This window comes from Arthrobacter sp. SAFR-023, assembly GCF_051965295.1.
Taxonomy (GTDB): Bacteria; Actinomycetota; Actinomycetes; order Actinomycetales; family Micrococcaceae; genus Arthrobacter.
Genome location: NZ_JBQCMF010000013.1, coordinates 134,256 through 155,265 on the forward strand (window position 1 = coordinate 134,256; position 21,010 = coordinate 155,265).

The window sequence follows — 21,010 nt, forward strand, 5'->3', positions numbered from 1 at the left end:
ATCAAGCGATCCGCCACTACGGGTCAGGCCCCGTCTGCACAGCAGACGGGGCCTGACCCGTTAAGGACGCGGTTCAGTCTTCGGCCTCTGATGCCCGGGCCGCCTTGGCGGCCTTCTGCACCACGGCCTCCAGCTCGTCTTTGCTGAGCAGCTCCTTGTGGAGGTGCTTGGTACGGTAGCCTGCGCGGCCCACCATATGGGCCGAAACTGGGACGGTGAGCAGCTGAAAAATCCAGGCCACCAGCAGCACCGGCCACACCCACCACGTCCGCAGCTGCAGGCCCACGGCCGCGAGCAGGAGGAACAGCCCGAGCACCTGGGGCTTCGTGGCGGCGTGCATGCGGCTCATCAGGTCGGGGAAGCGCAGCAGGCCGATGGCCGCGGCGAGGGACATCAGCGCGCCCACCACCATGAACACGGCCGAAACCGCGTCGATCACAGCGTCCACGATATTGGGTTCAGGGTTCACTGCGCTGCTCCCGCCTGTCGGCCACGAACCGGGCCACCGTCACCGAGCCGATGAAGCCGATAACGGAGATGGCAACCACGAGCATCAGGTTGTTCAGGTGCCGGTTCACGGCCATGTCGATGCACAGTGCCGCGCCGAGGATGGCCAGCAGCACGTCCGCTGCGAGGACCCGGTCCAGCAGCGACGGGCCGCGGCCGATGCGGATGATCGCACCCGCGGCGGCGAGGGCCAGCGCCACAGCCGTGACGGTGAGGACAAGCCCCATCATGCTCCAGCCTCCTGGTTCAGGGCGGCAAGCTCGTCCTTCGTTCCCATAATCCGAATGAGCCCCGCCTCGGTGTCCCTGACTTCTTTACGCAGTTTGAGGACGTCCTCCCCGTTCCTCACGTTCAGCCCGTGGATGTAGAGCGTGGAGGTGGACCTGTCCACCTCCACCACCAGTGATCCCGGAATCAGGGAGATCACGTGGCCGGTGGCCGTCACCATCAGGTCCGAATGGCTCCGCAACGGAACGGCGACGACGGCGTTGGTCACTTTGGGTCCTTGGGCCACCGCCAGGTAGAACACCTGGCAGCTCGCGGCCACCACGCGCCCGAGGAACGCCACTGCGAACGGAACGGCCCGCAGGACGTTGAAGCGTCCGCTCAGCTCCACCGGCGGCAGGTAGAACAGGCGCGCCACGGCAACGGCCAGGAGGGCGCCGAAGAGCAGGTTGCCCGGGCTGAAGTCCTGCCAGAGTGCTCCCCAGACGATGACCAGCCAGACCAGCAGCGGCAGTTCCTGCCGCAGGGACACCCTCCGCCGGCTCACTTTCCGCCTCCGCTCAGCGCCGCAGCCGGGACGGGCGCGGCGTCACCGAGCACCGCCTGGATGTAGGCGGACCTGTCCAGCATGGCCGCCGCGGACTGGTCCGCCACTTGGAAGAGCGGCCCGGCGAAGACGGTGAGCGCCACGCCCAGCACCACGAGGCCCAGCGTGGACCCCACCATGGTCCGCGGCAGCAGGCGCACCGCCGTCGCGCCGCTCTCGGGGGCTGGCACCGCCAGGAGCACCGGGTCGGGGTGCTCCGCGTCCTCGGCCTTGCGCCAGAACGCGCGGTTCCACACCCTGGCGACGGCCAGGAGGGTCAGGAGGCTCGTCAGCACGCCGCCGATCACCAGGGTGTAGGCCAGCGGGGTGCCCAGTCCGATGCCGGCCTGCATCAGGCCGAGCTTGCCCAGGAAGCCCGAGAACGGCGGGATGCCGGCAAGGTTCATGGCGGGAACGAAGAACAGCAGCGCCAGCAGCGGGGACAGTTTGGCCAGCCCGGCCAGCCGGTCCACCGAGGAGCTGCCGCCGCGGCGCTCAATGAGCCCGGTGACCAGGAAGAGGCTCGTCTGAATGGTGATGTGGTGCGCCACGTAGAACACGGCCGCCGCCAGTCCGGCCACGGAGGACATCGCCAGGCCGAACACCATGTAGCCGATATGGCTGACCAGGGTGAAGGACAGCAGACGCTTGATGTCACTCTGGGCGAGGGCGCCCAGGATGCCGACGATCATCGTCAGCAGCGCCACCACCATCAACGGCGTGTTGAGGCTGTCCCCGGGGAACAGCAGGGTTTCCGTGCGGACCATGGCGTACACGCCCACCTTGGTCAGCAGGCCGGCAAACACCGCCGTGACCGGAGCCGGTGCGGTGGGGTAAGAGTCCGGCAGCCAAAAGGACAGGGGGAACACGGCGGCCTTAATGCCGAAGGCCACCAGCAGCATGACGTGCAGGAGCGTCCTGGTGCCCTGGTCCAGCTCCGAGAGCTTGATGGCCAGGTCCGCCATGTTGATGGTGCCCGTTGCGCCGTAGACCATCGCGATGGCTATCAGGAACAGCACCGACGACACCACCGAGACCACCACGTACGTGACGCCTGCCCGGATGCGCGGGCCCGTGCCGCCGAGGGTCATCAGCACGTAGCTGGCCGTCAGCAGGATCTCGAAGCCAACGTACAGGTTGAACAGGTCCCCGGAGAGGAACGCGTTGGAGACGCCGGCCACGAGGATCAGGTACGTGGGGTGGAAGATCGAGACGGGGGCGTCCTGGTCGCCGTCGGCCATGCCCTGCCCGGTGGCATACACCAGGACGGCGAGGCTCACAGCCGAGGACACCACGAGCATGAGCGAGGAGAACTGGTCCACCACCAGGACAATCCCCCACGGCGGCACCCAGCCGCCGATGTTCACCGCTGCGGTGCCGCCGTTCCAGACGGACGCCAGGAGCAGGCACTCCAGCAGAAGGGTGAGCGAGAGCAGGGCAATACTCACCGCGCGTTGCGCGCGGGAATGCCGGATCAGCACGAACGTCAGCGCCGCCCCCAGGATGGGAAGTACGACGGCGAGCGGGGCAAGGCTTGCCAGGTTCACTTCGTGCCACCTTCCGTGTCCGTGTCCGTGTCCGTGGTGAAGTTTGCGGAGCCGGGTTTCTCCTCCAGCGCCGCGTGCTCCGCCAGAAGTGTCCGCCCGCCTGCCTCGACGGTCGCCGCCGACTCGGCTGCGGCGGAACCCTCCGAGCCGAGCATGGGCAACGGGAACTCGGAGGTTTCCACGGGGATGACGGCGTCGTCCTCCGCGTCGAAGCTGGGGGTTTCGGCCACGCGGCGGTCCTCGATGTCGTCCTGGATGTCGTCCTGCCGGGCAAGCAGCCAGGTCCGGTAGATGATGCCCAGCATGAAGGCCGTGACTGCGAAGGAAATGACGATGGACGTCAGAATCAGTGCCTGCGGCAGGGGGTCGTTGTAGGACGCGGGGTCCGTGTCCTTGCTGAAGAAGGGAGCCAGGCCTGCGTAGCCGCCGGTGGCGAGGATCAGCAGGTTGGTGGCGTTGGCCAGCAGCATCAGCCCCAGCAGCACGCGCGTGAGGCTGCGTTCCAGGATCAGGTAGATGCCGCAGGCGTAGAGGGCGCCCATGACGGTCAGCAGGGTCAGGTTAACGGTCATGGCTTGCCGCCTTGGGTTGATCCGGCCGGAACGCCGGCGGGCACCTGGTTGCTGCCCTCGAAGCCTTCCTGCCCGGTACCCTCCTGCGCGTCCAGCTGCAGGGGACGTTCCTCAAAGTGTTCGTCGATCTCGGCGCCAAGGCTGCGCAGCACATCCAGCACCAGGCCGACCACGACGATGTAGACGCCGGTGTCGAAAATCGTGGAGGTGACGAATTTGATGTCGCCAAAGACTGGAAGCCAGAACTCAATAATGGCGCTCTGGAACACCTGACCGCCCAGCAGCACCGGCGCGGCACCGGACAACGCGGCGGTGGCCAGGCCGATTCCCAGGAGTGTGCCGGCGCTGATGGGGGTGGCTTCGTGCAGTTCAAAGCGGCCGCCCGCCAGGTAGCGCAGTGTGAGGGCCAGTCCGGCCATGAGTCCGCCCGCGAAGCCGCCGCCGGGGAGGTTGTGCCCGGCCAGCAGCAGGTAGAGCGAGAAGATGATCATCGAGTGGAAGACCAGCCGGGTGACCACTTCGAAGATGATGGAGCGGCGCTCCGGTGCCAGCGTGCGCCCGGCAACGAGCCACGGGTCCCGCGCGGCGGCCGCAAACTTGCGGGTCAGCGCCAGGGCGGCGCCGTCCCGCGATGATTTGTCCACGCCGTGGCGCCGGCCGACGGTCCCCTCAGCCACGGCGGACGCCGTGCGCAGCCGGTCCCCGCGGCCCCGGACGAAGATGAGGCTCGCCACGCCGGTCGCGGCGAGCGCCAGCACGGAGATTTCGCCGAAGGTGTCCCATGCTCGGATGTCCACCAGGGTGACGTTGACGATGTTGAGCCCGCCGCCGCCCTCGTAGGCCAGCTTCGGGAACTCGAGGGAGACGGGCGTGGCGATCCGGGCACCCATGGCGTGAATGGCGGCGAAGACCATGGTGGCGCCGAAGGACAGGCCGATGATCACGCGGACCACCCGGTACTTGCCGCCGGTGCGGTCGCGCAGCTCCGCAGGGAGGCTGCGCATGGCCAGCACGAACGCCACCAGGATGATTGTTTCCACGAGCATCTGCGTCAGGGCCAGGTCCGGGGCTCCCTGCAGCGCGAACATCAGGGCGATGCCGTAGCCGGTGACCGAAACCATGAGCACGGCAAGGAACCGCTTGTTGGCCCGAACGGCGGCGAGCGCCCCGATCACGATCCCGGCACCTGCCACCAGCTGCAGTGGCGAGTTGGGGTCGACGAAATACAGCCCTTCGGGAAGCGGCTTGTTCGCGGCGATCAGGGCGGACAGGGGCAGGACGAAGGCGACGCTGAGGATCACGGCCAGGTAGAAGTACAGCGAACCGCGCTGCGTGCGTCCGGTGATCCACACAGCGACGTCGTCCAGGGCACCGATGGTCAGCTGATAGCCGCGGTCGGCGTCGAACCAGGGCGGGATGGCACTCTGGATCCGGTCCACCAGCCCGCGTCCGTAGAACATCGCCGCGCCGGCGGCGAACGTGATGGCGGTCAGCCCCAAGGCTGGGGTCAGACCGTGCCACAGCGCCAGGTGCCCGGCGGCACCTGCCGCGGAGCCGGCGTCGGACGTTCCTTCCGCAAGCTGCGTTCCCCCGGTAAAAAGGGCCGCGTACGGCTGGATCCAGGCGTCCACGGGCGCCGGCCACAGGCCATACACGATGGTGAGGACGCTCAGGGCTGCCGGTGCTGCCAGGAAGGAGGGGCGAATGGCCTTGAACGGGGTGCGCTCGACGCCCGGCTTCACCGCGAAGGCTCCCCACATGAAGCGCGCGCTGTAGGCGAAGGTCAGCACGGAGCCGAGCACCACGCCCGTCAGGACCACTGCGCCCCAGGGGCCGTGACCGGCCGCTGCAGTGAAGTGCACGAACGCCTCGAGCACCGACTCCTTGGCGACGAAGCCGCCCAGCAGCGGGATGCCGGCCATGGATGCGGCGCCGATGCCGGCAACGATGCCGAGGGCACGGGAGGAGCGGAAAACGCCCGAGAGCTTGCGGATGTCGCGTGTGCCCGACTGGTGGTCGATGATGCCCACCACGAGGAAGAGGGTTGCCTTGAAGAGCCCGTGCGCGAGCAGCATGGCCAGGCCGGCGAGGGCGGCGTCGGGCTTTCCGAGCCCCACCACCATGGTGATGAATCCCAGCTGGCTCACGGTGCCGTAGGCCAGGATGAGCTTGATGTCCGTCTGGCGCAGGGCCCGGTAGCCGCCCACCAGCATCGTGGCCAGGCCGAGCCCGAGGACCATCGGCAGCCAGTAGGCAGTGTCGGTGAAGCCCGGGGCTAGGCGGGCCACGATGTACACGCCGGCCTTCACCATGGCGGCGGCGTGCAGGTACGCACTCACGGGAGTTGGTGCTGCCATGGCGCCCGGAAGCCAGAAGTGGAACGGGACCAGCGCGGACTTGGTCACCGCGCCGACCAGGATGAGGACGACGGCGGCGCCCACGGCTCCCGCTGCCGGCCCCGAAACCAGCTGCGGTGCCTGTTCGAGAACGGCGGAGATCCGGTACGTGCCGGCGCTGGCACCGAGCATGATCAGGCCAACGAGCATGGCCAGGCCGCCGGCGGTGGTGACCATGAGGGCCTGCAGCGCGGAGCGGCGGGCCGCCAGCCTTGTCCGTGCATAGCCGATCAGGAGGTAGGACAGGACGGTGGTGAGTTCCCAAAAGATGAACATCATGAGCAGGTCGTCCGCGGTAACCAGGCCGAACATCGCCCCGGCGAACGCCAGCAGCTGCGCGCCGAACCCGCCGAGGTAGCTGTCCTTGTCCTTGAAATACCGCGCGCAGTACACCAGCACCAGGGCGCCCACGCCGAGGACCAGCAGGGACATGACCCACGCCAGGGCGTCCATGCGGAAGGCGAATTCGATGCCGAGGCCCGGGATCCACGGGACAGTTTCTGCGGGCGAGCCGTTTTCTGCTGCGCCGGTTTTCCCGGGAGACCCCGTGCCGTAGACGGCGGCGTGCTGGAACAGGAGCCAAACGAATGAACCGGCCGGGACCGCGGCGAGCGCATAAAACGAGTTGCGGCCGAACTTCCGGAAGACGAACGGCGCCACAGCGGCCACCGCGAAGTGCACGGCAAGGACTGTGATCACTGGTATCTCCGCAAAGTCAGAATTCGGTTATCAAAAGTTGGAGCTGGCGGTCATTCGTTGGGTTCGGTTCCGACAGTTTATCAAGGGGGTACTGACAGTTTTCCCCGCGACGGCCGGGCGCAGGGTAAGTTTCGCGAGTTCGCGGGAGGGTTGCGGGTCCCTGTTCGCCACGGGCGGATAGCATCGGCCTATGAACTCCGCAGCCGCATCCGAGGCAACGCAGCCGCCGTCGGAACTTGAAGCAGGGCCGCAGGCGTCCAGCAAGGGCCGCGTTCTGGCCTGGGCAGCCTGGGACTGGGGGTCCGCGGCGTTCAACGCCGTCATGACGACGTTCGTCTTCACCGTCTACCTGACCTCCCAGGCGTTCGGCGGCGAAGACCAGGCGTCGGCGGTGCTCGGCGGGGCCCTGGCCGTAGCAGGTGCGGCCATCGCCCTGCTCGCGCCCGTCACGGGTCAGCGGTCCGATACCGGGGGCCGCCGCAAGTTCTGGCTGGGACTCAACACGGCCGCCGTCGCGATCCTGACAGCACTGTGCTTCTTCGTCTTTCCCCGGCCCGAGTTCCTCCTGCTGGGAGTGTCCCTGATCGCCCTGGCCAACGTGTTCTTCGAGTTCGCGGGCGTGAACTACAACGCCATGCTGGCGCAGATTTCGACGCCGGGGAACATCGGCAAGGTCAGCGGGTTCGGCTGGGGCATGGGCTACCTGGGCGGCATCGTGGCCCTGCTCATCGTGCTCCAGCTTTTCGTGCAGCCGCGCTTCGAGTGGTTCGGTGCCTCCACGCAGGACAGCCTCAACATCCGGCTGGTGGCCGTATTCTCAGCCTTGTGGTTCGTCATCTTCGCGCTGCCGGTCATGTTCGCCGTTCCGGAGCTGCCCAAGCCGAAGCGGGCCGCAGGCCTCGGTTTCCTTGCCTCGTTCGGGCTCCTGGCCCGCAGGATCAAGGCGATCTACCGGACCAGCCCGCACACCATCTTCTTCCTGCTGGCCAGCGCCATCTTCCGGGACGGGCTGGCGGCGGTCTTCACCTTCGGCGGGATCATCGCGGCCGGGACCTTCGGCTTCGAACTGCCGCAGGTCATCTTCTTCGCCATATTCGGCAACATCGTGGCGGCCGCGGGCGCGATCATCGGCGGTTTCCTGGACGACAGGGTGGGGCCCAAGGCCGTGATCATCTGCTCCCTCGCCGGCCTGCTGGTCGCCGGAACAGTCATCCTGGTGCTGGGCAACGGCAACCACACGCTCTTCGGGGTGCCATGGTCAGGGGCCACGACGTTCTGGGTTTTCGGCCTGTTCCTTTGCCTGTTTGTTGGGCCGGCGCAGTCCTCGTCCCGCGCATATCTGGCCCGGCTGGCCCCGCAGGGCGAATCCGGTGAGCTTTTTGGCCTGTACGCGACCACTGGCCGTGCCGTCAGCTTCCTCGCCCCGGCCCTGTTCACGCTGTGCATCACGGTCGCCACTCCCCTGGTGGCCCAGGGGGACGCGCAGCGCTGGGGCATTTTGGGCATCATGGTGGTGCTGCTCGCCGGGCTGCTGGTCCTCCTGCCGGTCAAGGCCCCGAGCGACGCCGAGATCGCCGTCGTCCCCCAGTCCTAGCCTGTCCTGGGAGAGAGCGCGAACAGACCTTTAAGCATTCGGCAGGGCGCGAAGTTTCAGCCGAAATCGCGAGTTCGCAGACTAGGCTGATGTTATGAACGTGGAAGAGACGGATCTCCCGGGTTTGGGCCGGCGCAAGGACTTCATGACAGCATCCGGCCGGCGCATCGGGGTGGTGGAACTCCGCGAGGGCCAGACCGAACTTTTCGTCTCCACGTGGGATGACCCGGACACCTGCCAGGCCTCCATACCGCTGACCGGCGACGAGGCGGCAACACTGGGGAACCTGCTCGGCGGCCAGCACCTCGCGATGAAGCTGACGGAGGCCCACAGGGAAGTTCCGGGGATCACCACCAGGCAGTTCTCCATCGCCGCGGATTCACCGTTCCAGAACCAGCCCATGGGCAAGGCCTGCATCCGCACCCGGTGCGGTGTTTCGATTGTGGCGATCATGCGTGAAGGTGAGGTGGTTCCCTCACCAGGTCCCGACGTCCTCCTTCACCCCGGTGACCTGCTGGTCGCTGTCGGCACGCAAGAAGGCCTGGACGCTGCGGCCGACATCCTCCGCAACGGCTGACCGTCATGGACCGCGTGGCCCTGACGCTCATCGAACTGGGGGCAGTCGTGTTCTGCCTCGGCCTGCTGGCCAGGCTGGCGGGGCGGATCGGGATGTCCCCCATTCCGCTGTATCTGGTGGGCGGATTGTGCTTCGGTGCGGGCGGCGTGGTGGAACTGAGCGGGATGAAGGAGTTTTCCCACCTGTCCGGCGAGATCGGCGTCATCCTGCTCCTGCTTATGCTCGGTTTGGAATATACGGCCACCGAACTTGTAACCGGCCTTCGCCGATCATGGAAGGCAGGAATCCTCGACTTCGTCCTGAATTTCGTGCCGGGGGCTGCCCTGGCTGCCCTGCTCGGCTGGGGAGTTGTCGGCGCCATGGTTATGGGCGGGGTTACGTACATATCGTCATCGGGCATTGCGGCCAAGGTCATCACGGACCTTGGCCGTATCGGTAACAGGGAAACCCCGGTGGTGCTCTCCATCCTGGTTTTCGAGGACCTGGCCATGGCGGTCTACCTGCCGATCCTCACCGCCACGCTCGCCGGGGTCAGCTTCCTGGGCGGCATGCAGACCGTGGGAGTCTCGCTGGCTGTTGTCACCGTTGTGCTGCTGGTAGCCCTGCGGCACGGACACCACGTCTCCAAGGCCGTGCACAGCGAGAATTCGGAAGTCTTCCTGCTCAACCTGCTCGGCGCCGCACTGCTCGTGTCCGGCGTGGCGGCGGCCCTCCAGGTGTCCGCCGCGGTGGGCGCCTTCATGCTCGGCATCGCCATCTCCGGCGCCACGGCCCACAGCGCTACGCGGATCCTCGAGCCGCTGCGTGACCTCTTCGCCGCCATCTTCTTCGTGGCGTTCGGGCTCAACACCGACCCCTCTTCCATCCCGCCGGTGCTGGCGTGGGCGCTTGTCCTTGCGGTTCTCACCGCCGCCACCAAGATCATCACCGGAGCCTGGGCCGCCAAGCACGCAGGGATCGCACGTCCGGGCCGCTTCCGCGCCGGAGCCGCGCTGATAGCACGCGGCGAGTTCTCCATCGTCATCGCAGGCCTAGCCGTGACCTCCGGGGTGGTGTCGGACGAGCTCGCCGCCCTGGCCACAGCCTACGTCCTGATCATGGCGGTCCTCGGCCCGTTGGCCGCCCGCTACATCGAGCCGGTCGTCAAGAAGTTCTCCCGCCCGGCGCGGCCGGAGCCGGTCCCGGCTTAGGTTTTGTTCGAGCGGGACCGCTTCGAGTTCGTCCGCGGCGTTCGTCGAGACGTGAGATCTCGACGCTTCCGAGGCCGCTAAGCGACGAGATCTCACCTCTCGGCGCGCCACCCGCACCGCACCAACGCGTCCAGCACACGCTGAGCGCACCCGTCGAAGCCCCATGTCCTGACCTGCGACGCCGTGATGGTCACCGAAGTCCAGCCGATCGCCGCGATGGATTCGTCCCGGCGGATGTCTGATTCGCGCTGGCGGGGTTCAAGATGGTGTCTGCCGTCGTAATTCACTGCCACTTTGAATTCGGGAAAGGCCTGATCCGGCCACGCCAATTCCCAGCCAGTTTCATCCGTGACCACGTAACCCAGCTTCGGTTCGGGGAGGCCCAGCCTGCCCAGTGCCAGCCGAAGCCGGGTTTCGGGCGCCGAGTCCGAGCCCACCCTGGCCAGTCCCAGCGCTCTCTTGGCCTTGCGGATTCCCCGCGCACCGCTACGGCCCTCCACCTGCTGCCGCAGATCGGCCAAGGAACACAGGGCGAATTTCCGTGGGCCAAAGCTTCGGGACTGGCTGCAGATGAAGAAATCAGCTGCAACCACCAGATCCTCGAGCTCAAGGATGGCGGCGAGATCCAGCCATGTCCGCGCCGGGCTCGTGACCAGAACGCCGTCGAGCTCCGTGACGTCGGCACCGAGCAAATCTAGCCGGTGGCCGGCCACACCCTTCCGCACGGGCCGGTTTCCGCCGTCGAACCTCGCCAAATGCACCCGAAAGTCAGTCTGGACGCTCCACGGAAGCGGGCATCGCCACAAGCGGCCGGCGGTACCGAGGCAGCAGGCGGATGACGGACACAGCCTGGAAAGCAGCCGGCAGGTGTGCGCAAAGTCCTGTTCGATGCCCCACGGCACGCGCACCCCACGGCTCGCCACCCGAAGGTCGCTGCGCCAGGCGCGCTGCGCGGCAACACCCGCAGAACGTTGCTCGTCGAGGGTGAAGGACCGGCCCGCGAGCTGGCCAGGCAATGGCGACGGCTTTCTCATGGGCCATTGTGTGCACGTCCGGGCCGGGCCCCTGCGGTTATCCCCAGTGTGGAGGAGAGGTGACCAGAGCGCCCCTGCCGTCGAGACGTGAGATCTCGACGCTTTCCAGGCCGCTAAGCGACGAGATCTCACCTCTCGGCGCGCAGAGCCCCGGGCGCTAAATATCCGTGCGGTGGAAGTTCAGGTGGCTCCGGCTCGCGGTGGGCCCGCGCTGGCCCTGGTAGCGGTTGCCGTACTCGCCGGAGCCGTAGGGATACTCGGCAGCGGAGGTCAGCCGGAAGAAGCAGAGCTGGCCGATTTTCATGCCGGGCCAGAGCTTGATGGGTAGCGTGGCCATGTTGGACAGTTCCAGCGTGACGTGTCCGGAAAAGCCGGGGTCGATGAAGCCGGCCGTGGAGTGCGTCAGCAGGCCGAGGCGGCCCAGTGAGGACTTGCCCTCAAGGCGCGCGGCAATGTCGTCCGGCAGCGAGACGGTCTCGTACGTGGAGCCGAGCACAAACTCGCCGGGGTGCAGGATGAACGCCTCACCCTCCTCCACCTCCACCAGCCGGGTCAGGTCGGGCTGATCCTCGGCGGGGTCGATGTGGGCGTATTTGTGGTTGTCGAAGAGCCGGAAGAAGCGGTCGATCCGGACATCCACCGAGGACGGCTGGACCATCGCGGCGTCGAACGGATCGAGGACGATCCGTTCGGAATCAATTTCGGCACGAATGTCGCGGTCAGAGATCAGCACACCCTCAAAAATACCATTGCAGAAATACCGTCGCCGCTCCCCTGCCCGGCCACACTGGCAACGCCCACGGTCAATGCCTGGACCAGTAAGCGCGCCCCGGAGCGATCACCTGGAGTTTTTGTGCAGATATTGGCCGCAAAAGGCCCTTCAACTCGCGATATCTGGACAAAAACTCAAGGGGAAGAGCGGGGTCTCAGTCCGCCGTCGTCCGTCCTTCGATGACGCCCGGCAGCTTCTCGAGCTGCCGCACCGCCGCCCTGAGCCGGCCCCGATATGCTGGGCGGACAAAGCTCCAGAAACTCTTGGAGGGGGCCTCCAGTGCGAACCGCACCCGGGTTCCGGCGCTCTCGGTGCTGAGGTAGAAACCGCCGCGCAGGAGCGACGGGCCGGACACCACCTGGAACTGGATTTCGGCGCCGGGCCGCGCCTGGGTGATCTGGTAATCGCGAGCCACGGGGCGGCCCCTCGGACCATCCATGGTCACCTGGTACCCGGCCCCCACGCTGCCTGCGCTTCCCGAACTGAGCCCTACGCTCCGGACATCGGTCTGCCACCTCGGTAGATTGGCACCGTCCAGGAGGAACGCGTAGACCGTCATGGCGTCGCGCGCAACGAGGACCTCGTGTTCTGCACCTGCCATGGGGATCCTTATCCGACGTCGGGCTCTGCCTTGCGTAGCCCGTTCCCCTGTACTGCAACTACCGAGATTCAGGATAGTCACCTGCGCCGGCCCGCGGCGGCGCACCGCCCGGGCTTTACCGAACAGTTACGGGAGCCTCCCTGGCTGGGTTTGCCGACGCGCCCCGAGCCGGATCCCAGTTGGCCGGCGACGCCGCACAACTGCGCTAAGCTAGGTTCTGCCCCGGGCAGTTTCCGGTGTGACTGCGGCTGTAGCTCAATGGTAGAGCGCTAGCTTCCCAAGCTTGATACGCGGGTTCGATTCCCGTCAGCCGCTCCAAGCCTCCTTGAATGCACCGCCTCTGGCATCACGCGGCCCGGCGCACCACCCGCAGCAGTCCCCGCCGGTTACGCAGGTCCACCTTCAGGGTCAGCTCACCTTTGCGGGCAAGCACGACGGCGACAGTCGCCGCCGCGAGCGCCGGCACCCCTCCCGCCACCAGCAGGCCGGCGTGCGGATCCACATGCTCGGCGATGAACCCGATCATGGGTCCGCCGAGGGCCTGGCCGCCGATCAGCACCATGATGTACAGGCTCATTACGCGGCCGCGGATGCCCATGTTGGAGCTGGTCTGCACCAGCTGGTTGGACGCAGTGAGGAACATCAGGCACCAGAACCCGGACAGCACCAGGGCGGCGCCGAAGAGTGGCAGGGTGGGCACGGTGGCGGAAAGGCACAGCATCAGCCCGTACATGCCGGCGGCCAGGACAACGGACCGCAGCCGCAGCTGCCTCCGCCTGGTGGAGGCGACCGCACCGGTCAGCGCCCCGAGGGCCACGAGGGCATTCAGCATGCCGTAGCCGCCCGCGCCGATTCCGTACACCCGGTCCGCGAAGGCGGCGAGGAGCACCGGCAGGCTCATGGCGAACACTGAAATGAACCCCACCATGAGCCACGGCCAGTAGATAGTGGGCTTGCTCAGCGCGTACCGCAGCCCCTCCCGCAGCATGCCTTTGGACTTGGGCGCCGGCGGGCTGACGAACAGCTCGTCGCGCCGCAGCAGCAGGAGCATGGCCACGGTGGAGCAGCAGGCCGCGGCGTTGGCGGCGAAGGCCCACCCGGCGCCGACGGCGGTCAGCAGCACCCCGGCGATTGCCGGACCGATCAGGCCGCCCAGCTGGAACGTGGTCGAGTTCACGCTGATGGCGTTGCGCAGATACCGGGGCCCCACCAGTTCATGGACGAACACCTGCCGGGCCGGCTGGTCCAGCACTGTGACGAGGCCAAGTACCAGCGCGATGACGTAGACATGCCAGACCTGGATCATCCCGCTGAGCGCCAGGGCGGCGAGCGCCGCGGCGAGGACAGCCGCGGCCGACTGACACAGAATGAGGATTTTGCGCTTGGAGAACCGGTCCACGATCATCCCGCCCCACGGTCCCAGCAGAAGCGATGGCAGGAACTGCAGCGCCACGGTGAACCCGACGGCGGTGACGGAGCCGGAGAGCTGGAGCACCAGCCAGTCCTGGGCGATCCGCTGCATCCAGATGGCTATGACGGCAATGAAGTGGCCCATGGCGAAGAGACGGAAGTTGGGAACCCGGAGTGAGATGAAGGTGTGACGCCACGGAAGGCGTTCACTGACGACGGCGACGGGCTGGGTGACGGTGGCCAGTGGCGGCGGTGGGGGTGTCACAGGAGTTCCTCAGGTCAGCGGGCCGGCGGGGATGCCCTCAACGCTATGGCGCACACCTTCAATTGTGGAAGACTATTGCTCCTATAACTATCATTGCCGAACGTAATGATTGCCCGGCGGAAGGAGGACGCATGTTCGAACCGGCCCAGCTCAGGTCCTTCCTGGCCGTTGCCGAAACGTTGAGCTTCACCAAGGCAGCAGAACGCCTGGGCCTGGCCCAGCCGACGGTCAGCCAGCACGTCCGCAAGCTCGAGGTCGCGGCCAAGCGGACGCTCATCAGCCGGGACACGAGGGACGTCAGGCTGACGGACAACGGCGATGCCATGGCCGGCTTCGCCCGCAGCATCCTCGCGGCCCACGATGCCGCGGCCCGCTACTTTTCCGGCTCCGCCATGCGCGGGCGGCTGCGCTTCGGAACCGCGGACGACCTCGCGATCACCGGCCTGCCGCGCATCCTGCGCGAGTTCCGGCAGATCTACCCGCAAATCAACCTCGAGCTCACCGTCGGCCAGAGCGACCAGCTGTACAAGCGCCTGAATTCCGGCCAGCTGGACCTCGTGTTCGTGAAGTGGGTCGCCGGCGCGAAGGACGGCACTGTGGTCCAGCACGACACCTTTTCCTGGGTAGGACTCGAACAGACCGCACTCGAGCCGGGCCATCCGGTGCCGCTGATCGCCTATCCCGCGCCCAGCCTGAGCCGCAAGCTTGCCATCGACGCGCTCGAATCCGTGGGCCGGACCTGGCGCATCACGTGCACCACCAAGCAGATCAGCGGCGTTCTGGCGGCAGTCCGCGCCGGCATCGGGGTGGCCGTGATGCCGTCCTCACTGGTGCCCGAGGACCTGAAAATCATCACCCGCCGCTTCGAACTGCCGCCGGTGGGCGACGTCGATTTCACGCTGATCAGGAACCCGCTGGCGAACGCCGAAGTCATCGACGCCCTGACCCAGGCCATCATGGGAAGAACCCTCAAGAAGCCTGTTTGAGCCAGCCGGGACCGGGGTACGGAAGCAAAATGATTGATAACGGTTCGCAGCTGGCCTATGCTGTGACTGTTGCGGTCATGCAGCGGCCGATAACACGCACAGGTTTCGATAACGAACATGCTTGGTAATGACGCCCGCGTGTTCGGGATAGGTACGCCGTGACCACAGCCGCAAACCCCCGTTATACCCGCCACTCGATGCCCCTGGACGCCGAATATGTCGGCCAGCCAAACTGCGAAAAATGCGGAACAGACGAGTTCATCTACCTTGAGTCTTTCGTGCCGCCCAAGCACCGCCAGGACGGCAGCGTCCGGAAACTGGGCGAAGTCGCGTACACCTGCACGCGCTGCGAGGACTTTTCCGCACACAGCGTTCCCGCGTCGTGGGCTCCACCCGGCTGGTATCTGGGCTAAGCAGCAAACACAACAGAACGGGCGGGCACCTTATGGGTGCCCGCCCGTTCTGCTGCCTGCCCCGCTGGATCGGCGAGACTCTAGATCAGCAAGACTCTAGATCAGTGCATCGGAGAGGTGGTTCGGCGTGCCGAACCGGTGCGCCGTGATGCTGACAGCCTGCTCGTGCAGGAACGGCAGCAGTTCAATACGGCCGGCTTCCGTCACCTCGTGGGCGTAGATGGCGAGGTCCGGACGGCCGCCGGTCGCCTCGGCCAGGTCAGCTGCGGAGCCGCCGATCAGGCGGATGCGTCCGCCGGACAGCTTGCCCGCCGCGGCGAGACGTCCCGCGGATGCCAGCCACTCGGCGTCGTTCTCCACCGTCACGGCGATGTCCAGCCCGGTGAGCACGGAACGCAGCTGGGCCGGAAGCTCGACGCCGGAGGAGACAGTGAGCGGGGCAGCGGCCAGCACGCCGGCGCCTACTGTCCGGACGAGGGCCCGGAGGGACCCGCCGTCGGACAGCCGGACGGTGACCGGCAGCGCACGGTAGCGGAAAATGTTCCGCTCTGCGCTCAGGCCCGAGACATCCTTGGAGGTGCCGAATTCGTCCGCCCAGGCAAGGGCGTCGGAACCGAGCGCCCGCTGGAGGGCCTCAACGTCAGCAGTGCTGAGTTCGCCCTTCACAGCGTCCACGAGCCGCTGCACCCGGCGGTTGGCGATGCCCGCCGAAGCGCCCTGGGTGCTCTCGGTGCTGGTCCAGTCACCAAGGCCGGCGAGGTAATTGGGGCCGCCCGCCTTGGTGCCGGCGCCAACTGCCGACTTCTTCCAGCCGCCGAACGGCTGGCGCTGCACGATGGCACCGGTGATGCCGCGGTTGATGTAGAGGTTGCCGGCCTGGATGGTGTCCAGCCACAGCCCCAGCTCATCCGTATTAAGGGAATGCAGACCGGCGGTCAAGCCGTACTCGATCTGGTTCTGGATGGCGATGGCCTCTTCCAGGGTGTCCGCGGTCATGACGCCGAGGACGGGACCGAAGAACTCGGTCAGGTGGAAGTAGGATCCGCGCTTGACGCCGTAGCGCACGCCCGGGCTCCAGAGCCGGCCGGTCTCGTCCAGCTTCTTGGGCTCAACGGCCCAGTTCTCGCCCTCGCCGAGGGTGGTCAGCGCGTTGAGCAGCTTACCCTTCGCCGGCTCAATGATCGGGCCCATCTGGCTGGTGGGGTCCTCCGGGTAACCAACCTTCAGGGAGGTGACGGCGTCGATCAGCTGGTTGTGGAACCGCTTGGACTTGGCAACCGAGCCCACCAGGATCACCAGGGAGGCGGCGGAGCACTTCTGTCCGGCGTGGCCGAAGGCCGAGTAGGCAACGTCCTTCGCGGCCAGGTCCAGGTCCGCGCTCGGGGTGACGATGATGGCGTTCTTGCCGCTGGTCTCCGCGAGCAGCGGCAGGTCCTTGCGGAAGGAGCGGAACAGCTCGGCGGTCTCGTAGCCGCCGGTCAGGATCACGCGGTCCACGGCCGGGTGGGAGATCAGCTGCTGGCCGAGCTCGCGTTCGCCCAGCTGGACCATGGTGAGCACGTCGCGGGGCACGCCGGCTTCCCACAGCGCCTCAATCATCACGGCACCGCTGCGGCGGGCCTGCTTGGCAGGCTTGATCACGACGGCGGAGCCGGCGGCGAGTGCCGCGAGCGTGGAACCGGCGGGGATGGCCACCGGGAAGTTCCACGGCGGGGTGACCACGGTCAGCTTCGCCGGAACGAAGGTGGCGCCGTCAACCTGGTCCAGCTTGCGGGCGGACTCGGCGTAGTAGTGGGCGAAGTCCACGGCCTCGCTGACCTCGGGGTCGCCCTGGTCGATGGTCTTGCCGGTCTCGCTGGCCATCACCTCGAGCAGGTCGGCGCGGCGGGCCTCGAGGACATCGCCGGCACGGTGCAGGATCTCGGCACGCTCGGCGCCGGACAGCGCACCCCACGCCTTGCCCTTTTCAACGGCCGTGGCAATCACGGTGTTGAGGGTGTCCGCGTCGGTGATGGTGGCGGCCTCAACGGAGGCGTTGCCCAGGGTCGACGCCGCGACGCGGTCCAGGATGGCCCGGCCCCAGTCACGGTTGGCCGGCAGGGACGGGTCCGTGTCCGGAGTGTTGTGGAAGCCGGTGCGGGGCATCAGCTCTGCCGGCTGGCTGCGGTTCTGCAGGCGGTTGGGCGGCGGCACCTCGTCGTCGAGCTCTTCCAGAGAGGACAGGAAGCGCTGCTTTTCGCGCTCGAAGAGCCCCTCGTTTTCGCTGAGTTCGAAGACGGCCGACATGAAGTTTTCCTGGCTGGCACCCTCTTCGAGGCGGCGGATCAGGTAGGCGATGGCGACGTCGAATTCGGCCGGGTGCACCACAGGCGTGTAGAGCAGCAGGGAGCCGACGTCCTTCTTAACCGCCTCAGCCTGGCCCTGTGCCATGCCGAGCAGCATCTCGAATTCGATGCCCTGCTGTGCGGTATCCGCGATGCCGCGCTGCTTGGCCAGCAGCCAGGCGAAGGCAATGTCGAACAGGTTGTGCCCGGCGACGCCGATGCGGATGTTGCCGATCCGGTCCGGGTGCAGCGCGTAGTTGATGACGCGCTTGTAGTTGATGTCCGAGTCCAGCTTGGTGCCCCACGTGGCCAGCGGCCAGTCGTGCAGCGAGGCTTCCACCTGCTCCATGGGAAGGTTGGCGCCCTTGACCACGCGGACCTTGATGGCCGCGCCGCCGTCAGCGCGGCGCGCGGCAGCCCATTCCTGCAGCCGGATCATGGCGGCGAGGGCGTCCGGGAGGTAGGCCTGGAGCACGATGCCGGCTTCCAGGTTCTTGAACTCGGGCTTGTCCAGGATCCGGGTGAAGACCGCGATGGTCATGTCCAGGTCCTTGTACTCCTCCATGTCCAGGTTGATGAACTTGTTCTTTTGCCCGGCGGCGGAGTAGGAAGCGGCGCGGGCGAACAGTGGCGTGAGCTTCTCGACAACGTGCTCCACGGCCTCGTCGAAGGCCCAGGCCGAGTGCGGGGCCACGGTGGAGGACACTTTGATGGAAACGTAATCCACGTCCGGGCGGGCCAGCAGGGTGTGGGTTCCCTCGAGCCGGCGTGAGGCCTCGTGCTCACCGAGCACGGCCTCGCCGAGCAGGTTCACGTTGAGCTTGATGCCGTCCTTGCGGATCTTGGCGATGGCCGGGCCCAGCTTGGAGTCGGTGGCGTCAACGATGAGGTGGCCCACCATTTCGCGGAGGACCTTGCGGGCCACAGGGATGACAACCTGCGGCAGGACCGGTGCCATGCGGCCGCCCAGCTGGACGGCGCTACGCATGTACCAGGGCAGGAAGGCGGGAACCTTCGGGGCGAGGGCGGCGAGGTTGCGGGCGGCGACGTTCAGGTCCTCGGGACGGACCACGCCGTCGACGAAGCCCACGGTGAAGTCCAGCCCGTTCGGGTCCTTCAGGACGCCGGCGAGCTGCTCTGCGGAAGCGTCCACGGGCATCTTGGCGGCTTCGGTCAGCCAGCGGCGAACGAGGGCAATTGCGTCAGTGGCCAGGGCGGTCGCTTCGGCGACGTCGGACCCTGCCGAGGGGGTGGCGACGGCGCCGGCTGCAGCGGCGCCCTTGCCTGCCTGCACGCGGTGATCCGTGGCGGTGTTGGTCATGGCTTTCCTCGTTCTTTCAGTGCGATGTGATCGTCTTATTCATCAGTATGAGCCTCGCGTCGCTTAAGATAAAGCGATCTTTCCTTAGCAATACGCGTTAGGAATACCGATCGTTCTGGAATCCCGTCAGCCACCCGTGAGTAGAGCCGCCCGGCCCCGCCTTGGAGGTGCGCACGCGTCGTCGAAATCCCCGCAGGACGTGAGGACGCGTCGAGGGAAACACCGCAGGACGTGAGGACGCGTCGGGGGAATTGCTGCAGGACGTGAGGACGCGTTGAGGGAATTGCTGCAGGACGTGAGGACGCGTTGAGGACCTCGAACCCTCCCTCAGCTTTCGCCGCCAAAACCCCAACGCGTCCTCAGCTCTCGCCGCTTAAACCAAAACCCTCCCGCACCTTGGGGCGCGGGAGGGCTCGTCGGTGACGCGACAGAGGTGAACGGGCTACACCTGCGTGTGCATCTCCACTGCTTCGTCGTGCCGCGGGCTGTTCGGGTTCATCAGCGAATGCCGCTTGCCGTAGCCGAAGTAGATCACCAGGCCGATTACGAGCCAGATGCCGAAGCGCAGCCAGGTCTCCCAGTGCAGCTGGAACATGAGGAAGGCGGAAGCCAGGACACCAAAGGCGGGGACCACCGGCATCAGCGGGAGGCGGAAGGTCCGGGGCGCCTCCGGCTTGGTGTAGCGGAAGATGATGACGGAAACGCAGACCACGACGAACGCGGCGAGGATGCCGATGTTGGTGAGGTCGGCGACGGCCTTGATGGGGAACACGCCGGCCAGCAGCGCCGAGGCGATGCCGCCGATCCAGGTCACGCGCTGCGGCGTACCGTGCCGGTCCGTCTTCGAGAACCAGCCGGGGAGAAGGCCGTCGCGGCTCATGGAGAACCACACGCGGGTGACGCCGAGAAGGAACGTGAGCATCACGGTGAGGATGGACAGCACGGCGAAAACGGAGATGATGGTGGCGATGACGGGAAGGCCGACACCCTGGAACGCCGACGCGAAGCCAGCGGCGGGATCGATGTCCTTGTAGTTCTGCATGCCGGTGAGCACGAGGGTAGCGGCAACGTAGAGCAGCATGGCGATGATGAGGGACAGGATGATCGCCTTGGGCATGTGCTTCTTGCCATCGGTCGCCTCTTCGGCCGCAGTGCTCATGGCGTCGTACCCGAACACGGCGAAGAACACGGTGGCCGAGCCCGCCAGGACCGGTCCGAAGCCGCTGGGCATGAACGGGTTGAAGTTTTGGGTGTTGATGTAGAAGACGCCCAGCCCGATGATGAACAGGATCAGGACAACCTTGATGGCAACGGCAATCAGTTCGAAGCGGCCGAAAGTCTTGGTGCCGCGCGAGAGGATCCAGGTGACCAGCAGGCAGACAAGGATGGCGGGAATGTTGATGATGCCGCCCTTGCCCTCATCCATGGTGGACGTCATCCAATCGGGCATGTGGATACCGATGCCGGACAGGAAGGCGTCGAAGTAGCCGGAGATGCCGATGGCCACCACGGCCACGATGGCGATGTACTCCAGCAGCAGGTCCCAGCCGATGAACCAGCCGATGATTTCGCCCAGTGCCACGTAGCCGTAGGTGTACGCCGAGCCTGCACGCGGGATCATGCCCGCAAACTCTGCGTAGGAGAGCGCCGCGGCAGCCGAGGCCAGTCCGGCGATCAGGAAGGAAATGAGCACCGCAGGCCCGACGCCGGGCGTGTCGGCACTGCCGTGCGCCACAAGGCCGGCCAGCGAAAAGATGCCCACGCCGATGATGCCGCCGACGCCGATGGCGGTCAGCTGCCACAGCCCGAGGGACTTGAACAAGCCGCTGTGCTTGTTCTCTACTTCGATGTCGTCAATGGGCTTGCGCCTCAAGATTGACTGCGATGGATCTTTTGTACTCATCGGGACTCCTGCGTAGGTGCGGCCCCACCATTTCGCCCTGTGATGGGGGTAACTCAATCTGTTTAGTATGCAAGCAGTGTTGCATTAG

General features: G+C 66.5%; 17 protein-coding genes and 1 tRNA gene. 6 read left to right on the forward strand and 12 right to left on the reverse strand.

The window, feature by feature from the left end; translation table 11 throughout:
* Window positions 1-73: 73 nt before the first annotated feature.
* From mnhG to ACTHQX_RS15110, 6 genes are read right to left on the reverse strand one after another with little or no spacing between them, the layout of a single operon-like run.
* The gene (gene mnhG / locus ACTHQX_RS15085; protein ID WP_440158298.1) at window positions 74-469 is read right to left on the reverse strand and encodes a monovalent cation/H(+) antiporter subunit G; all 396 of its coding nucleotides are present in this window, start codon (window positions 467-469) and stop codon (window positions 74-76) included.
* On the reverse strand, window positions 459-737 hold the full coding sequence (locus ACTHQX_RS15090; protein WP_440158300.1) for a monovalent cation/H+ antiporter complex subunit F: 279 nt from the start codon (window positions 735-737) through the stop codon (window positions 459-461). Before ACTHQX_RS15090 ends, mnhG begins: the two co-directional genes overlap by 11 nt.
* Window positions 734-1,279 (reverse strand): Na+/H+ antiporter subunit E, encoded by a 546-nt coding sequence (locus ACTHQX_RS15095; protein WP_236805630.1) that lies wholly within the window; start codon window positions 1,277-1,279, stop codon window positions 734-736. The genes ACTHQX_RS15090 and ACTHQX_RS15095 overlap by 4 nt, the downstream gene beginning before the upstream one ends.
* Window positions 1,276-2,865: a Na+/H+ antiporter subunit D gene (locus ACTHQX_RS15100; RefSeq protein WP_236805631.1), complete on the reverse strand. Its 1,590-nt coding sequence runs from the start codon at window positions 2,863-2,865 to the stop codon at window positions 1,276-1,278. The genes ACTHQX_RS15095 and ACTHQX_RS15100 overlap by 4 nt, the downstream gene beginning before the upstream one ends.
* Window positions 2,862-3,437, reverse strand: a complete 576-nt coding sequence (locus ACTHQX_RS15105) for a Na(+)/H(+) antiporter subunit C (RefSeq protein WP_440158303.1) — start codon at window positions 3,435-3,437, stop codon at window positions 2,862-2,864. The genes ACTHQX_RS15100 and ACTHQX_RS15105 overlap by 4 nt, the downstream gene beginning before the upstream one ends.
* A complete protein-coding gene (locus ACTHQX_RS15110) occupies window positions 3,434-6,532 on the reverse strand; it encodes a Na+/H+ antiporter subunit A (protein WP_440158305.1) in 3,099 nt (1,032 codons plus the stop codon). Before ACTHQX_RS15110 ends, ACTHQX_RS15105 begins: the two co-directional genes overlap by 4 nt.
* Window positions 6,533-6,722: 190 nt before the next feature.
* On the opposite strand from ACTHQX_RS15110, the gene ACTHQX_RS15115 reads away from it, so the two are divergent.
* From ACTHQX_RS15115 to ACTHQX_RS15125, 3 genes are all read left to right on the forward strand, one after another.
* Entirely contained in the window at window positions 6,723-8,126 is a 1,404-nt protein-coding gene (locus ACTHQX_RS15115) for an MFS transporter (protein ID WP_440158307.1), read from the forward strand.
* Window positions 8,127-8,220: 94 nt separating this feature from the next.
* Window positions 8,221-8,703 carry a cation:proton antiporter regulatory subunit gene (locus ACTHQX_RS15120; RefSeq protein ID WP_190605578.1) on the forward strand — a complete coding sequence of 161 codons (483 nt, stop codon included), beginning with the start codon at window positions 8,221-8,223 and terminating at the stop codon, window positions 8,701-8,703.
* 5 nt (window positions 8,704-8,708) lie between these two features.
* Window positions 8,709-9,893, forward strand: coding sequence for a cation:proton antiporter (locus ACTHQX_RS15125; protein WP_440158309.1), 1,185 nt, complete (start codon window positions 8,709-8,711; stop codon window positions 9,891-9,893).
* Window positions 9,894-9,985: 92 nt separating this feature from the next.
* Here ACTHQX_RS15125 and ACTHQX_RS15130 read toward each other — a convergent pair whose 3' ends face one another.
* The 3 genes from ACTHQX_RS15130 to ACTHQX_RS15140 form a co-directional block, all read right to left on the reverse strand.
* The gene (locus tag ACTHQX_RS15130; RefSeq protein ID WP_440158311.1) at window positions 9,986-10,927 is read right to left on the reverse strand and encodes a hypothetical protein; all 942 of its coding nucleotides are present in this window, start codon (window positions 10,925-10,927) and stop codon (window positions 9,986-9,988) included.
* Window positions 10,928-11,084: 157 nt separating this feature from the next.
* Window positions 11,085-11,660: a dCTP deaminase gene (gene dcd, locus ACTHQX_RS15135; protein ID WP_111902374.1), complete on the reverse strand. Its 576-nt coding sequence runs from the start codon at window positions 11,658-11,660 to the stop codon at window positions 11,085-11,087.
* Between the two features lie 193 nt (window positions 11,661-11,853).
* Window positions 11,854-12,300, reverse strand: coding sequence for an SRPBCC family protein (locus ACTHQX_RS15140; RefSeq protein ID WP_236805642.1), 447 nt, complete (start codon window positions 12,298-12,300; stop codon window positions 11,854-11,856).
* Window positions 12,301-12,544: 244 nt separating this feature from the next.
* Between ACTHQX_RS15140 and ACTHQX_RS15145 the strand changes: the two genes are divergently transcribed.
* Window positions 12,545-12,618 (forward strand) — tRNA-Gly (locus ACTHQX_RS15145).
* Window positions 12,619-12,646: 28 nt separating this feature from the next.
* Here the strand turns inward: ACTHQX_RS15145 and ACTHQX_RS15150 are convergent.
* Window positions 12,647-13,975, reverse strand: a complete 1,329-nt coding sequence (locus ACTHQX_RS15150; RefSeq protein ID WP_440158313.1) for an MFS transporter — start codon at window positions 13,973-13,975, stop codon at window positions 12,647-12,649.
* Window positions 13,976-14,106: 131 nt separating this feature from the next.
* Here ACTHQX_RS15150 and ACTHQX_RS15155 point away from each other — a divergent pair, with 131 nt between their 5' ends.
* Both ACTHQX_RS15155 and ACTHQX_RS15160 read left to right on the forward strand, forming a co-directional pair.
* Complete coding sequence (locus ACTHQX_RS15155; RefSeq protein WP_102973420.1) at window positions 14,107-14,961, forward strand: LysR substrate-binding domain-containing protein; 855 nt, start codon at window positions 14,107-14,109, stop codon at window positions 14,959-14,961.
* 158 nt (window positions 14,962-15,119) lie between these two features.
* Window positions 15,120-15,374: a hypothetical protein gene (locus ACTHQX_RS15160; protein ID WP_236805650.1), complete on the forward strand. Its 255-nt coding sequence runs from the start codon at window positions 15,120-15,122 to the stop codon at window positions 15,372-15,374.
* A gap of 96 nt (window positions 15,375-15,470) precedes the next feature.
* Here ACTHQX_RS15160 and ACTHQX_RS15165 read toward each other — a convergent pair whose 3' ends face one another.
* Window positions 15,471-19,019, reverse strand: a complete 3,549-nt coding sequence (locus ACTHQX_RS15165) for a bifunctional proline dehydrogenase/L-glutamate gamma-semialdehyde dehydrogenase (protein ID WP_440158314.1) — start codon at window positions 19,017-19,019, stop codon at window positions 15,471-15,473.
* 442 nt (window positions 19,020-19,461) lie between these two features.
* Complete coding sequence (locus ACTHQX_RS15170) at window positions 19,462-20,922, reverse strand: amino acid permease (protein WP_440158315.1); 1,461 nt, start codon at window positions 20,920-20,922, stop codon at window positions 19,462-19,464.
* Window positions 20,923-21,010 lie beyond the last annotated feature (88 nt).